The following is a 17,100-nucleotide window of genomic DNA, read 5'->3' on the forward strand; positions in this document are numbered from 1 at the left end:
GGTGATGGGTGATCGGGGTCAGGCGGGCGCTGCGACGGCGGTGGTCCGGAGGCGTTGCACCGCCGGGTCGATCTCCTCGTGCAGCACCGCGTCGACGCGGGACTGCAGGAACGACGCGCGCATCGACCTGCGCTGGACCTTCCCGCTCGTGGTGCGGTGCACCCCGTGCCGGTCGACGAGCACCACGCTCGGCGCGTGGACGTCGAAGTCCCGGGCGACGGCGAGCCGGATCCGGCGTGCGAGGCCGGGCAGCGTCAGGTCGTCGATCAGCGCGGTCTTGACCTCGTGGATCACCAGCAGCCGCTCGTGCTGTCCGGTATCCATCGACAACACCACCCCGGCGGCACCGGTGAGCGCCGGATGCAGCTCCCGCACAGCCTCCTCGATGTCCTGCGGGTACAGGTTGCGGCCGTTGACGATCAGCAGGTCCTTCAGGCGGCCGGTGACGTAGAGGTGACCGTCGTCGTCGGTCACCCCGAGGTCGCCGGTGCGCAGGTACGGTCCGTCGCCGGCGAGGGTGGCGCGGAACTTTGCGTCGGTCTCGTCGGGCCGGTTCCAGTAGCCGGCGGCGACGCTGCCACCGGAGATCCAGATCTCCCCGACCCGGCCGTGCGGCAGCTCCCGGCCGGTGTGCGGGTCGACGATGCGGATGTCGCACCCGAACGGCCGGCCGCTGCTGACCAGCCGGACACCGCCGACCTTCCGGGTGAGCTCGTGGCGCTCCAACGCGGCTGCATCGACGTCGAGATAGCGTGGGGCGCAGCCCACCTCGCTCGCGGTGGCGAGCAGGGTCACCTCGGCCATCCCGTACGCGGTCAGGAACGCGCCCGCTGGGAAGCCGAAGGGCCCGAGCCGGTCGGTCACGGCGTCGAGGGTGCGTGGCCGGATGGGTTCGGCCCCGTTCAGCGCGACCCGCACCGAGGAGAGATCCAGCCCGGCCAGTTGGTCGTCGGAGATCCGGCGGGCGACGAGGTCGTACGCGAAGTTCGGGCCGAGGGTCATGTCGGCGCGGTACCGGTCGATCAGCTGCAGCCACCGCACCGGCCGCTTGAGGAAGGACATCGGCGACATGAACACGAGATTTCCGCCGACGTAGATCGGCAGCAGCAGCATCCCGATCAGCCCCATGTCGTGGAAGTGCGGGAGCCACCCGGCGCCGGTCACCGTGTCGTCGGCGCCGTTGGCGAGGGTCATGGCCGCGGCGTTGTGCAGCAGGTTGCCGTGGGTCACCATCACGCCCTTCGGTTCGCTGGTGGAACCGGAGGTGTACTGGAGGAAGGCCAGGGTGTCGCCGTCGAGGTCGGGGAGTCGCCAGTCGTCTGGATCGCCCGGTTCGGTGGTGTCGGTCGCGGCGACGGAGACCGCGGCGGCGAGCCCGGAGTCGCGGATCCAGGTGTCGAGCGGATCGGCGACCGCGGCGGTGGTCAGGACGAGGCGCACGTCGGCGTCCTCGAACATCGAGGCGACGCGCTGCATGCTGCGCACGTCGTGCGGGACGGGTGCGGGGACGGCGACCACCCCGGCGTACAGGCAGCCGAGAAACGCGCGGAGGAAGTCGATTCCGTCGACGTACAGCAGCATCACCGGGTGGTCGGCCCCGGGCCGCGCCGACAGCCACACCGCCAGTGCGCGGGCGTCCCGATCCAGGTCGCGGTAGGTCACTTCCTCGGCGACGAGTTCGCGGCCGACCTCACGGTGGTAGGTGTAGGACCGGTCGTCGCCGTAGATGGCGACCTGGGCGCGGACGTGTGACACGAAATCGGTAGGCACGAATGTTTTCTCCCTCGGACTGGACGAGTACGACTCTCGTCCGCGTCGGGATGGGATCCCACCGCCCTCAGGGCTGGTTCTGCGCACCCCCTGGGGTGAAAGTTCCGCACCGGTGGATGTCGCGGGACTGCTACGTGATGAGGGCGCGTCCCGTTCCGCACACCGCGATCGCCCAGAGCACGCTGGTGAACGTGCCGATGATGAATTGTTCCGATGCGTGCGGTTCGCGGAGTTCGGGGTAGCGGGCCAGTCCCTTGACCGCCAGGACGACGGCGATGCCCTCCGGCCAGGCCGCGAGGATCGAGGCCGCGACGGCGGCACGCTCGAGGAGTCCGATGATCCGTCCGCCGCGCAGCGGCCCGGCGTCGGGAGGGGGGTCGGAACCGGCGTCGGGCTGGCGGCGCGCGATCCGGAACGCGGCGAGCACGAGGGGTGCCCCGCCGGTGGCGGCGGCCGCCACACAGAGGACGAGGGTCGCGGCGAGGGCGAAGCCGGTGACCGGTGTGGTGGTGGAGGCGGCGAGCGCGGCGACGGCCAGGGCGAGTGCGACCACGATCGGCGCCGCCCACTGGGACATCCAGCGGGTGCGGGGCGCTGCGAGCGCCAGCGGTGCGACCGCGGCGACGCCGAGGGCGATGAGTGCGAGGGTCGTCACGTGTCCGCCTTGCGTAGGAGTCGTTCGGCCAGTCGTCGTCCGGCGGTCTCGACCTGCCAGCCGGCGGTGGAGAGTCGTTGGGAGACCGCCTGCTTGCTGATGCCCAGCGCGCGGGCAGCCTCGGTCTGGGTGGAGCCGTGCCGCATCTGCTCGACGGCCTCGCGGCCCTCCTCTGTGCGGCGCGCGACGAGGACCGCGACGAGGGTGAGGGCGGTGTCGGCGTCGGTGGCGCCGTCGGGGTCGGGGCCTTCGACGGCCACCCGGCCGGCGGCGTTCTTGGCGCGTTCGACGGCGACCCGTGCGGACTCGAACGCGGGGCCGCGCCCGGCCCGGGTCTCGGCGGGGAGGGGTTCTTCGACGGGGCCGGCGCCGATGCCGATACTCCAGTGTTCGCGTCCGACGAGGTCGAGTGCGAGGTCGACGACGGTGGCCGGGTCCGCGACCACGGCCTGGACCTCGTCGCCGGCGGTCCGCTGGAACGGGCGGACGAGGTCACGGCCGGCGAATTCGGTGAGGAGTTGGGCGACGCGGTCGACGTCGCGGCGGCTCCCGCGCTGGTCGACCGTCAACACGAACATGGGTCAAGGTTAGAAACTGGATACCAGGATGTCAAGACTCAAAGCTTGACTTGCGTGGTTCAAGGCTGCGTTATTGACTCGTCCTCGGCGGGGCAGCCGACGGGCACGTCCGGGATCGCGCCGCCGGACCCGTCCAGCGGCCGCCGGGAGTCCACGACCAGCCCGGCGATTCCGAGAACGATGCACGCCGCGGACAGCACGAGAAGTCCCGGCTTCGTCTCCCCGGTGAGGGCGTCGCCGAGAACGACGATGCCGATGGTCCCCGGCAGCACGCCGACCACCGTGGCCAGCACGTACGGGACCAACCGGATCGAGGACACGCCGGCGCAGTAGTTCACCACCGAGAACGGGACGAACGCGATCAGTCGCAGCGACCCGACGGCGAGCCAACCGCGCCGGGCGATCCGCTCGTCCACCCGGCGGATCGTCGGATTGGAGATGCGCTGCCACACCACGTCCCGGCCGACGGCGCGCACCAGGTAGAGGGCAATCACGGCACTCACCGTCGACGCCAGCACCGCGATCGCGATGCCCAGCCACGCACCGAACAGCAGACCGGCACTGAGCGTGAACACCGTGCGCGGGAACGGAAACACCGTCACCACGGCGTGCACGGCGAAGAAGACGAGAGGGAACGCCGGCCCGACCGACCGCGCCCACTCCCGCACCTGCAGCACGGACGGGTGCGGTGCCACCAGCGCAACGACGACCAGCGCGACTGCCAGTACAGCGACGCCGATCACCCTGCGGTCCCCGAGGCGTCTCTTCACAGGGCACCAGGCTACCCGGGTGACCGGTACGGGGCGCCGCGAGCGGGCGGTCAGGACGGGCGGCGGCGTCCGTCACGGTCGGGGTGTGACGACGTCCATCGACAATTCGGCCGTGACCAGGCCGTCGCATGTTCCGCGCCGCTCCCGCACGGTGAATCCGAGGAGATCGTCGAGCAGCACGGCGAGGATGCCGCCGTAGGCGGTGTGGGCGGTGTTCGGGGCGAGCGCACCGATGTCCATGCTCATACGATTGAGTGGTTCGCCGCGGTCGTCGACGTCCCGGGTCGGCGCGCCGAGACCGAACAACCGCTATGTGGCGGGGCGATCGGTGACCACCGGTTCGTGCGCAATGCTCATGACCTGAGGTTATTCATCGTGTGGTGATCCTCACGATAGGGGGCGCCGAACTGCGGCTAGCATCACAGTCACACAACGTATTGATCGATCGCTCATCAGGGAGAGGAAGCCGACACCGTGTCATTAGCTTCAGAAGCCGAGGAAGCTGCGCGGGCGTACGCCGACTGGCAGCGCTCCGTGGCCGGAGTCCTCGCGAAGTCGCGTCGGATCGACGCCGCGGAACTCGGTCCGGAACCCCAGAAGCTCCTCGAGACCGTCACCTACGACGGTGTCACCGTCGCGCCGCTGTACAGTCCGCGCGACGAGCGTCCGGAGCAGCCCCTGCCCGGCACCTTCCCCTACGTGCGTGGCGCGGACGCCACCCGGGACGTCAACGCGGGCTGGCTGGTCAGCGCCCGCTTCGGCGAGAGCGCGGAGGCGGCGGACGTCAACCGCTCCGTCCTCGACTCCCTGGAGAACGGTGTCAGCGCGCTGTGGCTCGCCGTCGGCGGCGACAACCTTCCGGTCCGGTCGCTGGAGACGGCGCTCGACGGGGTGCTCCTCGACCTGGCACCGCTCACCCTCGACGCCGGAACGGACGCACCGCTCGCGGCGCGGGCACTGTTCGCGTTGCTCGACGCGCGTGCTGCGGCGGGTGACGGGGTCACCGACCGCACCGCGGTCCGTGTCGACCTCGGGACCGCCCCGCTCACGAGCGCGTTCTCCGGTGCCGCCGACGTGGAACTCGGCGACGCGGTGGCCCTCGCAGCCGAGTCCGCGTCCCGCTCGGAGAGCGTGCGGGCAATCGCCGTGGACGGCACCGCATTTCACAACGCGGGCGCGTCCGACGCCGAGGAACTCGGCGCGGCGATCGCGGCGGGCCTCGAGTACCTGCGAGCCCTCACCGAGAGCGGCCTGACCATCGGGCAGGCGCTCGGGCAGCTCGGCTTCCGGTTCGCGGCCACCGACGACCAGTTCCAGACCATCGCCAAGTTCCGGGCGGCGCGGCTGGTGTGGGCGCGGATCGCCCAGGTGTGCGGCGCCTCCGACTTCGGCGGCGCCCCCCAGCACGCGGTCACCTCGGCCGCGATGATGGCGCAACGCGATCCGTGGGTGAACATGCTCCGCACGACGCTCGCCGCGTTCGGTGCCGGCGTCGGCGGCGCGGACGCCGTCACAGTGCTGCCGTTCGACGCCGCCCTGCCCGCCGGGGCGCTGGGTGTGTCGAAGACCTTCGCCGCGCGCATCGCCCGCAACACCCAGCTGCTGCTGCTCGAGGAATCGCATCTCGGCCGGGTGCTCGATCCCGCGTCCGGCTCGTGGTACGTCGAGGACCTCACCCAGCAGGTGGCGGCCAAGGCGTGGGGGTTCTTCCAGCAGATCGAGGCGGCGGGCGGCTACCTCGCCGCACTCGACGCGGGCCTGATCTCCGAACGCATCGCCGCTACCCGCGCCCAACGTGATTCGGACATCGCGCACCGCAAGACCACCGTCACCGGGGTCAACGAGTTCCCGAACCTCGCGGAGGCACCGCTGCCCGCGGGCGCCGCCGAGACCGGTAGCGTCGCCCGGTACGCCGCGGCCTTCGAGGCGCTGCGGGACCGCTCCGACGCCTACCTGGCGGCGCACGGTGCACGACCCGCCGTGTTCCTGGCCCCGCTCGGCCCCGTCGCCGAGCACAACGTGCGGACCACGTTCAGCACGAACCTGCTGGCGTCGGGCGGCATCGAGGCCCGCAACCCCGGTCCCCTCGCCATCGGTGACGGCAGCATCGCCGCCGCTGCGAAGGACTCCGGCGCCGGCATCGCGGTGATCTGCGGTACCGACAAGCGGTACGCCGCCGAAGCCACCGCCGCGGTGGAGGAACTGCGCGCGGCCGGTGTCGGCACCGTGCTGCTCGCCGGCCCGGAGAAGGTCGTCGCCGACGCGGACGGCCCCACCCGGCCCGACGGATTCGTCACCGCCCGTATCGACGCAGTGTCGGTCCTGTCCGGCCTGCTCGACACCATCGAGAGCTCGAGTGACTCCTCGGGCGACACAGGGAGCAAGAAGTGACTACTCGCGAGGTCAAGCACGCGATCGGCAGCTTCGCCGAAGTGCCACTGGAGGATCCGCAGTTTCCGCAGCCGTCCGCCCCGACGCCGGAGCAGACGGACGGGCTGATCGCGTCCGCCGCGGCGGCGAACCACTACAGCCCGGAACAGGTGGTGTGGTCCACCCCCGAGGGCATCGACGTCAAGCCGGTCTTCACCAAGGCCGACCGTGATGCCGCCGAGGCGGAGGGCTACCCGGTGGGCAGTTTCCCGGGCGCAGCACCGTTCGTGCGCGGCCCGTACCCCACCATGTACGTGAACCAGCCGTGGACGATCCGCCAGTACGCGGGCTTCTCCACCGCCGCCGAATCCAACGCCTTCTACCGCCGCAACCTCGCGGCCGGGCAGAAGGGTCTGTCGGTGGCGTTCGACCTGGCGACGCACCGCGGCTACGACTCCGACCATCCGCGGGTGCAGGGTGACGTGGGCATGGCCGGGGTGGCGATCGACTCGATCCTGGACATGCGTCAGCTGTTCGACCACATCCCGCTCGACAGCGTCAGCGTCTCGATGACCATGAACGGTGCGGTGCTGCCGATCCTCGCGCTGTACGTCGTGGCCGCCGAGGAGCAGGGTGTCGCCCCGGAGCAGCTGGCCGGAACCATTCAGAACGACATTCTGAAGGAGTTCATGGTCCGCAACACCTACATCTATCCGCCGAAGCCGTCGATGCGGATCATCTCCGACATCTTCGCGTACACCAGCGCGAAGATGCCGAAGTTCAACTCGATCTCCATCTCCGGCTACCACATCCAGGAGGCCGGGGCCACCGCCGACCTGGAGCTGGCGTACACCCTCGCGGACGGTGTGGAGTACATCCGCGCCGGCCTCGACGCCGGCATGGAGATCGACAAGTTCGCGCCCCGGTTGTCGTTCTTCTGGGCGATCGGCATGAACTTCTTCATGGAGGTCGCGAAGCTGCGGGCGGGTCGCCTGCTGTGGAGCGAACTGGTCGCGAAGTTCGAACCGAAGTCCGCGAAATCGTTGTCGCTGCGCACCCACTCGCAGACGTCGGGCTGGTCGCTGACCGCGCAGGACGTCTACAACAATGTGGCCCGCACGTGCGTCGAGGCGATGGCGGCGACGCAGGGGCACACCCAGTCGCTGCACACCAACGCGCTCGACGAGGCCCTCGCCCTGCCGACGGACTTCTCCGCCCGCATCGCCCGCAACACCCAGCTGCTGCTCCAGCAGGAGTCGGGGACCGTCCGTCCCATCGACCCCTGGGGCGGATCGCACTACGTTGAGTGGCTCACCCACCAGCTGGCCAACCGGGCCCGCGCACACATCGCCGAGGTCGAAGAGGCCGGCGGCATGGCGCAGGCGATCAGCGAGGGCATCCCGAAGCTGCGCATCGAGGAGGCCGCGGCCCGCACGCAGGCCCGCATCGACTCCGGCCGGCAGCCGCTGATCGGCGTCAACAAGTACGTGCCGGACGAGGCCGACGAGATCGAGGTCCTCAAGGTCGAGAACTCGCGGGTCCGCAAGGAGCAGCTCGAGAAGCTGGACCGGCTGCGCGCCGACCGCGACTCGGACGCCGTCGAGGCGGCGCTGGCCGACCTGAGCCGCGCCGCGGCCACCACCGAGGGCGGCATGGAGAACAACCTCCTGGCCCTCGCGATCGACGCGGCCCGCGCGAACGCCACGGTCGGCGAGATCTCCGAGGCGCTCGAAAAGGTGTACGGGCGTCACCAGGCCGAGATCCGGACCATCAGCGGTGTGTACCGGGACGAGGCCGGAAAGGTCGACAACATCAACAAGGCAACGGAACTCGTCGAGAAGTTCGCGGAGGAGGAGGGCCGGCGTCCCCGGGTCCTCATCGCCAAGATGGGGCAGGACGGCCACGACCGCGGGCAGAAGGTGATCGCCACGGCCTTCGCGGACATCGGATTCGACGTGGACGTGGGACCGCTGTTCCAGACCCCGGAAGAGGTCGCCAATCAGGCGGCCGACAACGACGTCCACGTGGTCGGTGTGTCGTCGTTGGCCGCAGGTCACCTCACGCTGGTGCCTGCGCTCCGGGAAGCCCTCGCGGCGGTGGGACGTCCCGACATCATGATCGTGGTCGGTGGCGTCATCCCGCCCGGCGACTTCGCCGAACTGTACGAGGCGGGTGCCGCCGCGATCTTCCCGCCCGGGACGGTCATCGCGGACGCCGCCAGCGGTCTGCTCGAGAAATTGGCCGAGCAGCTCGGCCACGACCTGACGGGCACCCCGGAATAGCATGGGGCGGCCTCCAGTCGACATCGATGCCCTCGCCCGGGCTGTGCGCGCCAACCAGCGCGCCGGCCTGGCGAAGGCCATCACCCTGGTCGAATCCACCCGGACCGACCACCGTGAGGCGGCGCAGCGGCTGCTGCTCGAGCTGCTGCCGGAGTCGGGGAAGGCACACCGGGTCGGTATCACCGGGGTGCCCGGCGTCGGGAAGTCCACGTTCATCGACGCGCTCGGGATGCACCTGATCGGGCAGGGGCACCGGGTGGCGGTCCTGGCCGTCGACCCGTCGTCGACGCGCACGGGCGGGTCGATCCTCGGCGACAAGACGCGGATGGCGCGCCTGACCGTCGAGAAGGACGCCTACATCCGGCCGTCGCCGACGTCGGGCACCCTCGGCGGTGTCGCGAAGGCAACCCGCGAGACGATCGTGCTGCTCGAGGCCGCCGGATTCGACGTGATCCTCGTCGAGACGGTGGGCGTCGGGCAGTCCGAGGTGACGGTCGCGAACATGGTGGACTGCTTCTGCTTCCTCACCCTGGCCCGCACCGGCGACCAGTTGCAGGGCATCAAGAAGGGTGTCCTCGAACTCGCCGACCTCGTCGCCGTGAACAAGGCGGACGGCAAGCACGAGCGGGAGGCGAAGGGCGCCGCCCGGGAACTCGCGGGTGCGCTGCGGCTGATCTACCCGCACGACGCCGTCTGGACGCCGCCGGTGATCACGATGAGCGGGCTCGAGGGTGTCGGTCTCGAGGACTTCTGGAACACCGTCTGCCGGCACCGTGAGGTGCTGACCGCGGCCGGCCAGTTCGAGGAGAACCGGCGCCGCCAGCAGGTGGACTGGACGTGGACGATGGTCAACGACCAGCTGCTGCGCCGGCTCGCGTCCAACACCCGGGTCAAGGCGATCCGCGGCGACGTCGAACAGCGGGTGCGGGACGGTTCCCTGACGGCGGCGCTGGCCGCCGCCGAGATCCTCGACGCGTTCGACGGAACGGACGCGTCAGCCGACTGATTTCGCGAAGCGCCCGACCCGGTCGACGAGATCGTCGAAGAACGCGGCCGGGTCGGTGCTCACCGCGATGTCGACGTTGGGTTCCCGGTTCCAGTGACCCGCCCAGTCGGCGACCGTGGTGCCCCGGGTGAGCCGGCCGTGCAGTTCGACGTCGACGGTGGCCGGACGGGTCCTTGTGATCGCCGGATTCAACGCCACGGCCGCCGCGAACGGGTCGTGCATGTGCGCCAGGAAACCCTGATCGTGCGTGCGGTGAAAGTCCATGTAGAACCGGATGGCGTCGGACAGGTGCCGGATCACCGGGTTGGACGCGGTCGAGCGCACCTGCGGTCCGTCGTCGGGGGAAATGATCTCGGCGGGTGCGCTTCCCGCCGCCTCCGCCAGCCGCCGGACGTGCTCCGGTGTCATCTCGATCGTCTCGGTGACGTCCAGCCCGCACAGGATCGGACGCCTGCCCTCCGGCAGCCCGGAGAACGCGTCGAACACCTCCTTGGCCGCCTCCGGATCCACCGACACGTTCCATTCGCTGGTGGGGGTGGTGTTGCCGGGGTGGTTGAACGCCCCGCCCATCACGACCAGGCGCCGCAGCAACCGGGGCAGTGCAGGTTCCTCGCGGATCGCGAGGGCCAGGTTCGTCAGCGGTCCCGTCACCAGCCCGGTCAGCTCGCCCGGATGGGCGCGAACCAGGTCGACCCACAGGGTGGTGGCGTCCCGCTCCGACAGCGACCGCCCGGACGGGGGAAGGACGGCGTACCCGATGCCCTGGGGTCCGTGCGTGTCCTCGGTGGTGCGCAGCGGGCAGTCCAGCGGCACCGGGGCGCCGAGCGCCACCTCGATGTCGGGTGCGCCGCACAGGGCGAGCCAGTTCAGGTTGTTCGCCGCGACCTGCTCGACGGGCACATTGCCCGCGGTGCTGGCGATGCCGGCGATCTCGGCCTCCGGGCTGGCCAGCAGGTACAGCAGGGCGAGCGAGTCGTCGATGCCGGTGTCGACGTCCACGATCAGCCGGTGTGCCGGGGCGCTCATGCGACGCGCACCGCGGGACGGTGCAGGACCGGGAAGTTCACCGATCGGGCGATGAAACACTTCTCGTGCGCCCGGGTGTGCAGATCTCCGGCGCGCGCGGCCATCGACTCGTCGGCCACCGTCACGACCGGCGCCAGCACGACCTCGGTGAATTCGCCTGCACCGCCCGGATGTTCGGACATGGTCCCGGTCGGCTCGTCGCGGTAGTCGACCACCACCACGCCGGCCGCCGCGGCCAGCCCCAGGTACCACAGCATGAGGCACTGCGACAGTGAGGCGACCAGCAACTCCTCGGGGTTCCACCGCGTCGGGTCGCCGAGGAACGACGGGTCGGAGCTGCCCTGTACATCGGGTTTCCCGGCCGCCGCGATCACGTGGTCCCGGTCGTAGGCGTCCGGGCCCGACGTTCCCGCGCCGCGGTTGCCGGTCCAGGTGACCGTCAGCGTGTAGTCGTGTGTGCTCACCCGACCATTCTTCACGGCCGCGCGATGAGTTTCGCGGGCGGGCACGGTCTGCTTGCGTAGAGCACGACACCGCGACCGAAGGAGACGGACATGGCACGGGACACGGCACCGGACTGGGTCGCAGGGGAGCGGCGCGACCTGGCGTCGATGCTGGCGGGACTGACGCCGGAGCAATGGGACGCGCCGTCGCTGTGCGCGGGGTGGCGCACCCGGGAGGTGATCGCGCACATCACCACGCCGTACCGCCTGTCGACGGCGCGGATCCTGCTGAAGATGGTGAAGGCGCGCGGCAACTTCAACCGGATGTCGGACGCGCAGGCCCGCGAGGACGCACGGACCCTGACCGCCGACGCGCTGCTGCACACGCTGGAGGAGAACGTCGCGCACCCGTGGAAGCCGCCGGGCGGCGGCTTCGAGGGGGCACTGTCCCACGACGTGATCCACGGTCTCGACGTGTCGGTGGCGCTCGGCTTGGGCAGGCGGGTCCCGGACGACCGCCTCGACCGGGTCCTCGGCGGCGTCGGCCCGAAGCATATTAAGTACTTCGGCACCGACCTGGCAGACGTGCAGTTGACGGCGGACGACCGAGCCTGGACCTTCGGTGCGGGCGCGCCGCTGCGCGGTTCCGCCCAGGACCTGCTCCTCGTGCTGTGCGGACGCCGGTTGCCGCCGGGACATCTGACGGGGGAACCGAGCCCGCGGTTCACGGCGACGGTGTGAGACCGGACCAGGCGGGGGCGTCGCCGCCCCAGGGCCGAGCCGGGAACGGGTAGTCGTCGAACTCGGCCAGGGCGGGCCGGGTGGTCACCAGGTCGCCGTGCGCGGTGAGGCACCGGGGCCCGGGCACCGCGGTCGGCGACGGATCCTCGGATCGGCCGTCGGCGGTCAGCAGCCACGCGCCGGTGCGGGCGAGTGACACGTCGACGGAGCGGCCGCGTCCGTCGACGTGCCCGGCGGCGAGGGCGTCGACGATGCCGGCGGCGAGCAGATAGCCGGTGGCGTGATCGAGTGCCTGCGCGGGAAGCGTGCCCGGGGTGTCGCCGCCCTCGATCGTCGCGATCCCCGACGCCGCCTGGACGATGCTGTCGAAGCCGCGGCGGTGCGCCCAGGGGCCGGAGCCGCCCCACGCGCACACCCGTCCCCGCACCAGACGGTCGGGGGCGTCGTCGAGCAACCCGTCCAGCGCGCCCGGACGATACCCGGTGACGACCACGTCCGCCTCGGCGAGCAGGCTGTCCCACACCGGCCTGCCGCCGGCGGACCGCACATCGAGCAGCGCGGACCGCTTGCCCTGCCCCGTGTCGAGGTGCTGCACGACGATTTCGGGGATCGACGGCGGATCGATCCGCAGCACGTCGGCGCCGAGCAGCGCCAGCGTGCGGGTGGCGACGGGACCGGCGATCACCCGCGTCAGGTCGAGGACCTTCACCCCCGCCAACGGCCCCCGGTCGGATTCCCGGTGGGAGCGGCGGTGCCGTGTCCGGGGACGGGAGCTCTCGGCGTGCACCACGGTGGACACGAGATCTCCGGACGCCGCCGCCGCACCCTGCGGGCTCGCCGCCCACTCCGCCGCGGTCCGCACGCGCACGGCGATCGCCTGCGCCGCGGCGGCACGGTCCTCGACGTCGGCGGCGGACAGGCCCCCGATCCGGGCGGCCACCGCGTCGCGGCCGGCGTCGTCCGAGAGGTCGAGTGCCGCCAGCAGTTTCGCCCGGTGGTGCGGGTAGTTGGCGTGGGTCCGCACCCAGCCGTCCGCGGCCGCGAAGAACCCCGACAGCTCCGCGAAACCGGACACCGGGGCCCCCGATACCCGCAGCAGGCGGTCGCTCGCGAACGCGGCGGCGATCCGCTCGGGATCGAGCCGCCACGGCCGGGGGTCACGGCCGTGCGCGCTGTCGAACCGGTCGACGGCGCCGGTGAGCGCGGCCACCGAACCGGCCGCCAGCGCGAGGACGGGTAGGCGGGCCGCCAGGTAGTCGCCGGGGTCGCCGTAGTCGATAACGGTGGGGATCATCCGAAACTGACCCGGTCCAGCCAGAAGTCGAGCAATGCCGCGTCGCCGAGGATCTCGATGCCGGGGCCGCGGGGGTCGCGCCGCCTGTAGATCACGAGCAGGAGGTCGGTGAGGGGGCCGCGCACGGCGACCGCCGACTTCTCGTGCGCCCGGCGCCAGTCGAGGGCGTCGCCGGTGAGGTCGACGACCCATTCCGCCTCCGCCTCGGGTGCGGTGTCGGTGGCGTGGAAGTGAAGGGTGCGGCCGGGGCCGAGCAACTCCCGCATCCACGGGTGGAAGTCGAAATGCATCGGCAGCGCACCGAGCCACATCCACTCGTCGACGGCGTCGACCGCCACGTCCTCGTCGACGGTGAACTCCGCCCCGAGGGCCAGGGTCGCGTCGGACCGGTGGACGAGCGTCTCGTGCGTGAACCGGCGCGCGTAGAACGTCGCCGTGCCGTCGGGCACCGGTTCGGTGCGCACCGCGGCGTCGGGTCCGGCGGACCGCAGGGTGTCCGCGAGGCGCGCGCCGCCGTCGACGAGCCAGGGGACGAGGACAGCCGGGTCCTCGTTCGCGTAGGGGGAGAGGTCGCGGAAGTGCTCGTCGGGCACCGGCTCCGTCGCCTGGGTGCGGACGGTCTCCTCCGCCCAGCGCTGGCCGCCGCCGAGGTGCCGCACCAGCTGCCCGACGTTCCAGCCGGGGCACGAGGGCACCGGCACCGTCATGTCCGCGCCCTCGATGGTGGCGGCCAACAGTGCGGTCTGCGTGACGATCTCGGAACAGTAGCGGTCGAAGCCCGTGCGAGTCATGGGATCACGGTAGCGAGCAACCGGCGGCACCGGTCGCGCAATGCGGCACGAAGCGGTGAGGCGCGGGCGGCCAGCGCGGACTGCTCCCGGACGTACTCGGCGCGGCCGTGCGGGGTCTCGATCGGGATCGGGGTGTACCCGTAGGCGGTCAGGTCGTACGGGCTGGCCCGCATGTCGAGTTCGCGTGCGGCGAGCGCCAGCGCGAAGCAGTCGACGGTCAAGTCCGAGTCGATCATCGGCGCCAGCTTGTAGCAGTACTTGTACAAATCCATGGACGCGTGCAGGCACCCGGGCTGCTCCCGCCCGAGCTGGTCGGCCCGGGTCAACGGCAGACTGTTCCGCGGTTCGGCGGCGGGGGTGAAGAACCGGAACGCGTCGTAGTGGGTGCAGCGCAGCTGCAGCGACTCCACGACGGAGTCGGTGCCGCCCGGCCCGAGCCGGAGCGGGACACTGCCGTGCCGAACCTCGTCGGAGCGGTAAACCATCGCCCACTCGTGCAGGCCGAAGCAGGACAGGTGGGTGGGACGCCCGGCGGTCGCCTCCATCAGTCGTGCGGTGAAGGCGACCGTGTCTGAGCGGCGCTGCAGGAACCCCGGGTCGACGGTGACACCGGCGTCGGTGCGGTGATACCCGCGGAGTTCGGCGTACTCCTCCCCACCGGAGAGGACCGTTCCCCACCCGGGGTGCCAGCGCAGCAGCTGATTCGGCCGAAAGCTGTAATAGGTGAACAGGAAGTCGATCACCGGATGGGTTTCGCCGCGTTCCCGGCGCTCCAGGTGCGGTCCGATCAGCGCGGACACCCTCGCCCGGTGCTGGTCGCGGCGAGGGATCCACTCCGACACGTCCAGAACGTCCATCCGATCAGCTCGCTCGCTGTCCCGGATTGACACCGTTGACCCGGTGGGTGCCGTCGCGGACGGTGCCCACGTATTCCTCGACGAGGTCCTCGAGGGCGACGATGCCGACGATCTGCCCGGACGGGTCCGCCGCCGCCCCCAGGTGGGAGCTGGCGCGCCGCAGACTCGCCAGGGCCTCCGCGAGCGGGGTGGTGGTCGACATGCGCGGCAGCGGCCGGATGTCCGACCGCGGGATCACGGTGTCGGGTCCGGCCTCCTCGTCGAGGATGTCGTCGAGCACGTCCTTGAGGTGCAGGTACCCGACCAGTGAGCCGTCGTCGGCGCGCACCGGGTACCGGGAGTACCCGGTCTCGACGACTGCCTGCTCGATGGCGCCGAGCCGGGTTCCGCCCTCCGACAGGGGGATGGTCCGGGCCTTCTCGAGGGGGATCATCACCTCGCTGACCGTGCGGTCGGTGGTCTCCAGCGCCTGGGTGAGCCGACGGTGCTCCTCCGCGTCGATCAGTCCCTCGGAACGGGATTCGCCGATCATCTCGGACAGTTCCACCGCCGACACGGTGACGTCGAGTTCGTCCTTCGGCTCCACCCGCAGCAACCGCAGCGTCAGGTTGGCGCACAGGTTGTAGAAGGAGATCAGCGGGCGGGCCAGCTTGATGAACAGAAGGTGCACCGGGACCAGCAGCATCGCCGTCTGCTCCGGGCCCGCGAGTGCGATGTTCTTCGGCACCATTTCGCCCAGCAGGATGTGCAGCACCACGACCAGCGCCAGCGAGATCGTGAACGCCATCGGGTGCAGCAGCCCGGCGGGCAGGCCCACCGCGTGGAGCGGCACCTCGAGGAGATGCGCGATCGCCGGTTCGGCGACCTTGCCGAGCAGGATCGAGCAGATGGTGATGCCGAGCTGTGCGGCCGCCAGCATCAGCGACAGGTTCTCGCCCGCCGTGATCACGGTGCGGGCGCGTTTCTTGCCCTGCGACTCCAGGGCCTCGAGCCGGTCGCGGCGGGCCGAGATCAGCGCGAACTCGGCGCCGACGAAGAAGGCGTTGCCCGCCAGCAGCACGAAGGTGAGCAGCACACCGAAGAGGTCACTCATCGTCGTCCTCCTCGGTGTCGGTGTCGCCGGTCTCGTCGGGCTTCGGGGTGAGCAGCACCCGGTCGATGCGCCGGCCGTCCATGTGGGTCACGGTGGCGACCCACCGGCCACCGGGGTCGTGTGCGCCCTCGTGCAGTGGGAGTGCCACCTCGTCGCCCTCGTCGGGAATCCGGCCGAGCTCGGTGAGGACGAGTCCGCCGAGGGTTTCGTACTCACCCTCGGGTGCGGTGTAGCCGGTGGTGTCGGAGACCTCGTCGACGCGGAGGAGCCCGGAGCAGGACCAGCCGTCACCGACCCGCTGGACGTCGATCTCCGATTCGTCGTGTTCGTCGCGGACGTCGCCGACGATCTCCTCGATCAGGTCCTCCATCGTGACCATCCCGGCGGTGCCGCCGTACTCGTCGACGACGAACGCGACCTGCATGCCGTCGGACCGGATCCGCTCCATCAGGGCGTCACCGTCCAGGCTGGAGGGCACCACCGGGACCTTCTGGGCGAGTGAGTTGAGGCGGGCGGTGCGCCGGCGGTGGGCGGGCACCGCGAACGCGTGCTTGATGTGGACGACGCCGACGGCGTCGTCCAGGTCGCCGTCGACGACGGGGAAGCGGGAGAACCCGGTGCGGGAGGCGGTGTCGATCAGGTCGGCGACCGTGTCCGTGGTGGACAGGGTCTCGATCTTCACGCGCGGGGTCATCAGCTCCTCCGCGGTGCGTTCCCCGAACCGCAACGAACGGTTCACCAGCAGCGCCGTGCCCTTGTCGAGGGCGCCGCGCTGCGCGGACGTCCGCACGAGCGAACCGAGTTCCTGCGGCGACCGCGCCGACCGGAGTTCCTCGGCCGGTTCGATGCCGAGGCGTCGCACCAGCCAGTTCGCGGATCCGTTTAGCCCGTTGATGGCCCACTTGAAGATGAGGGAGAACGCCGCCTGCATGCCGGCCGTCGCACGCGCCGTGGGCAGGGGGTGGGCGATGGCGAGGTTCTTCGGCACGAGTTCACCGAACACCATCGAGAACGACGTAGCGAGGACGAGGGCGATCACCAACGACGTTGCGGCGGAAGCGGATTCGCTGAACCCGATCGCGGACAGCACCGGGGTGATGAACCGCGCGAGAACCGGTTCGGACAGGTAGCCGGTGATCAGCGTGGTGATGGTGATGCCGAGCTGCGCCCCGGACAGCTGGAAGGACAGGGTGCGGTGGGCGTGCTGCACCTGCCGGGCCCGGCGGTCACCGTCGCGGGCGTGCGAGTCGACGGTGCTGCGTTCGAGGGCGGTGAGGGAGAACTCGGCCGCCACGAACAACGCGGTACCCGCGGTCAGGGCGAGAAAGCCGAGCAGAGCGAGAATGCTGAGCGCGATGTCCATGTGTCATCGCCGCCGAGCTGCGGAACGGGGGTCGCCGGGTTTGTCACCCGGCTCGCTAGAG

Annotated in this window: 16 protein-coding genes; 4 read left to right on the plus strand and 12 right to left on the minus strand. The window is 70.9% G+C overall.

Annotated elements, in window-relative coordinates; all coding sequences use genetic code 11:
- Nucleotides 1-18: 18 nt before the first annotated feature.
- The 5 genes from ACFVJ3_RS14720 to ACFVJ3_RS14740 form a co-directional block, all read right to left on the minus strand.
- Nucleotides 19-1,770 carry a fatty acyl-AMP ligase gene (locus ACFVJ3_RS14720; protein WP_378452702.1) on the minus strand — a complete coding sequence of 584 codons (1,752 nt, stop codon included), beginning with the start codon at nt 1,768-1,770 and terminating at the stop codon, nt 19-21.
- 130 nt (nt 1,771-1,900) lie between these two features.
- Entirely contained in the window at nt 1,901-2,425 is a 525-nt protein-coding gene (locus ACFVJ3_RS14725; RefSeq protein WP_378452703.1) for a hypothetical protein, read from the minus strand.
- The gene (locus ACFVJ3_RS14730; protein ID WP_378452704.1) at nt 2,422-3,003 is read right to left on the minus strand and encodes a hypothetical protein; all 582 of its coding nucleotides are present in this window, start codon (nt 3,001-3,003) and stop codon (nt 2,422-2,424) included. The genes ACFVJ3_RS14725 and ACFVJ3_RS14730 overlap by 4 nt, the downstream gene beginning before the upstream one ends.
- A gap of 59 nt (nt 3,004-3,062) precedes the next feature.
- Nucleotides 3,063-3,773: a TVP38/TMEM64 family protein gene (locus ACFVJ3_RS14735; RefSeq protein WP_378452705.1), complete on the minus strand. Its 711-nt coding sequence runs from the start codon at nt 3,771-3,773 to the stop codon at nt 3,063-3,065.
- Between the two features lie 72 nt (nt 3,774-3,845).
- Nucleotides 3,846-4,013 (minus strand): hypothetical protein, encoded by a 168-nt coding sequence (locus tag ACFVJ3_RS14740; protein ID WP_378452706.1) that lies wholly within the window; start codon nt 4,011-4,013, stop codon nt 3,846-3,848.
- 234 nt (nt 4,014-4,247) lie between these two features.
- Between ACFVJ3_RS14740 and mutA the strand changes: the two genes are divergently transcribed.
- The 3 genes from mutA to meaB are packed head-to-tail and all read left to right on the plus strand — an operon-like array spanning nt 4,248 to nt 9,431.
- Nucleotides 4,248-6,164: a methylmalonyl-CoA mutase small subunit gene (gene mutA, locus ACFVJ3_RS14745; protein ID WP_378452707.1), complete on the plus strand. Its 1,917-nt coding sequence runs from the start codon at nt 4,248-4,250 to the stop codon at nt 6,162-6,164.
- Nucleotides 6,161-8,425 carry a methylmalonyl-CoA mutase gene (gene scpA / locus ACFVJ3_RS14750; protein ID WP_378452708.1) on the plus strand — a complete coding sequence of 755 codons (2,265 nt, stop codon included), beginning with the start codon at nt 6,161-6,163 and terminating at the stop codon, nt 8,423-8,425. The genes mutA and scpA overlap by 4 nt, the downstream gene beginning before the upstream one ends.
- A 1-nt stretch (nt 8,426) precedes the next feature.
- On the plus strand, nt 8,427-9,431 hold the full coding sequence (meaB, locus tag ACFVJ3_RS14755) for a methylmalonyl Co-A mutase-associated GTPase MeaB (protein ID WP_378452709.1): 1,005 nt from the start codon (nt 8,427-8,429) through the stop codon (nt 9,429-9,431).
- On the opposite strand, the gene ACFVJ3_RS14760 is transcribed toward meaB, so the two are convergent.
- Together ACFVJ3_RS14760 and ACFVJ3_RS14765 are read right to left on the minus strand one after the other, a co-directional pair.
- On the minus strand, nt 9,420-10,457 hold the full coding sequence (locus ACFVJ3_RS14760) for a nucleoside hydrolase (protein ID WP_378452710.1): 1,038 nt from the start codon (nt 10,455-10,457) through the stop codon (nt 9,420-9,422). The two genes, meaB and ACFVJ3_RS14760, sit on opposite strands and share 12 nt — an antisense overlap.
- A complete protein-coding gene (locus tag ACFVJ3_RS14765; RefSeq protein WP_378452711.1) occupies nt 10,454-10,921 on the minus strand; it encodes an OsmC family protein in 468 nt (155 codons plus the stop codon). The genes ACFVJ3_RS14760 and ACFVJ3_RS14765 overlap by 4 nt, the downstream gene beginning before the upstream one ends.
- Before the next feature lie 90 nt (nt 10,922-11,011).
- Here ACFVJ3_RS14765 and ACFVJ3_RS14770 point away from each other — a divergent pair, with 90 nt between their 5' ends.
- Complete coding sequence (locus tag ACFVJ3_RS14770; protein ID WP_378452712.1) at nt 11,012-11,641, plus strand: maleylpyruvate isomerase family mycothiol-dependent enzyme; 630 nt, start codon at nt 11,012-11,014, stop codon at nt 11,639-11,641.
- Here ACFVJ3_RS14770 and ACFVJ3_RS14775 read toward each other — a convergent pair.
- From ACFVJ3_RS14775 to ACFVJ3_RS14795, 5 genes are read right to left on the minus strand one after another with little or no spacing between them, the layout of a single operon-like run.
- Nucleotides 11,625-12,935: a CoA transferase gene (locus tag ACFVJ3_RS14775; protein ID WP_378452713.1), complete on the minus strand. Its 1,311-nt coding sequence runs from the start codon at nt 12,933-12,935 to the stop codon at nt 11,625-11,627. The two genes, ACFVJ3_RS14770 and ACFVJ3_RS14775, sit on opposite strands and share 17 nt — an antisense overlap.
- Entirely contained in the window at nt 12,932-13,726 is a 795-nt protein-coding gene (locus ACFVJ3_RS14780; protein WP_378452714.1) for a maleylpyruvate isomerase family mycothiol-dependent enzyme, read from the minus strand. Before ACFVJ3_RS14780 ends, ACFVJ3_RS14775 begins: the two co-directional genes overlap by 4 nt.
- Nucleotides 13,723-14,583, minus strand: a complete 861-nt coding sequence (locus ACFVJ3_RS14785; protein ID WP_378452715.1) for a 3-methyladenine DNA glycosylase — start codon at nt 14,581-14,583, stop codon at nt 13,723-13,725. Before ACFVJ3_RS14785 ends, ACFVJ3_RS14780 begins: the two co-directional genes overlap by 4 nt.
- A 4-nt stretch (nt 14,584-14,587) precedes the next feature.
- Entirely contained in the window at nt 14,588-15,676 is a 1,089-nt protein-coding gene (locus ACFVJ3_RS14790; protein WP_378452716.1) for a hemolysin family protein, read from the minus strand.
- Complete coding sequence (locus ACFVJ3_RS14795) at nt 15,669-17,039, minus strand: hemolysin family protein (RefSeq protein WP_378452717.1); 1,371 nt, start codon at nt 17,037-17,039, stop codon at nt 15,669-15,671. Before ACFVJ3_RS14795 ends, ACFVJ3_RS14790 begins: the two co-directional genes overlap by 8 nt.
- Nucleotides 17,040-17,100: the final 61 nt, after the last annotated feature.

The sequence above is a fragment of the Rhodococcus sp. NPDC127593 genome (assembly GCF_042671975.1).
In the GTDB taxonomy this organism is placed as follows: domain Bacteria; phylum Actinomycetota; class Actinomycetes; order Mycobacteriales; family Mycobacteriaceae; genus Rhodococcus_F.

Bases quoted from the DNA above. Each gene is read 5' to 3' on its own strand.
- ACFVJ3_RS14730 (WP_378452704.1), bottom strand. From the start codon at position 3,003: ATGTTCGTGTTGACGGTCGACCAGCGCGGGAGCCGCCGCGACGTCGAC.
- ACFVJ3_RS14740 (WP_378452706.1), bottom strand. From the start codon at position 4,013: ATGGACATCGGTGCGCTCGCCCCGAACACCGCCCACACCGCCTACGGC.
- meaB (WP_378452709.1), top strand. From the start codon at position 8,427: ATGGGGCGGCCTCCAGTCGACATCGATGCCCTCGCCCGGGCTGTGCGC.
- ACFVJ3_RS14760 (WP_378452710.1), bottom strand. From the start codon at position 10,457: ATGAGCGCCCCGGCACACCGGCTGATCGTGGACGTCGACACCGGCATC.
- ACFVJ3_RS14770 (WP_378452712.1), top strand. From the start codon at position 11,012: ATGGCACGGGACACGGCACCGGACTGGGTCGCAGGGGAGCGGCGCGAC.
- ACFVJ3_RS14775 (WP_378452713.1), bottom strand. From the start codon at position 12,935: ATGATCCCCACCGTTATCGACTACGGCGACCCCGGCGACTACCTGGCG.
- ACFVJ3_RS14780 (WP_378452714.1), bottom strand. From the start codon at position 13,726: ATGACTCGCACGGGCTTCGACCGCTACTGTTCCGAGATCGTCACGCAG.
- ACFVJ3_RS14785 (WP_378452715.1), bottom strand. From the start codon at position 14,583: ATGGACGTTCTGGACGTGTCGGAGTGGATCCCTCGCCGCGACCAGCAC.
- ACFVJ3_RS14790 (WP_378452716.1), bottom strand. From the start codon at position 15,676: ATGAGTGACCTCTTCGGTGTGCTGCTCACCTTCGTGCTGCTGGCGGGC.
- ACFVJ3_RS14795 (WP_378452717.1), bottom strand. From the start codon at position 17,039: ATGGACATCGCGCTCAGCATTCTCGCTCTGCTCGGCTTTCTCGCCCTG.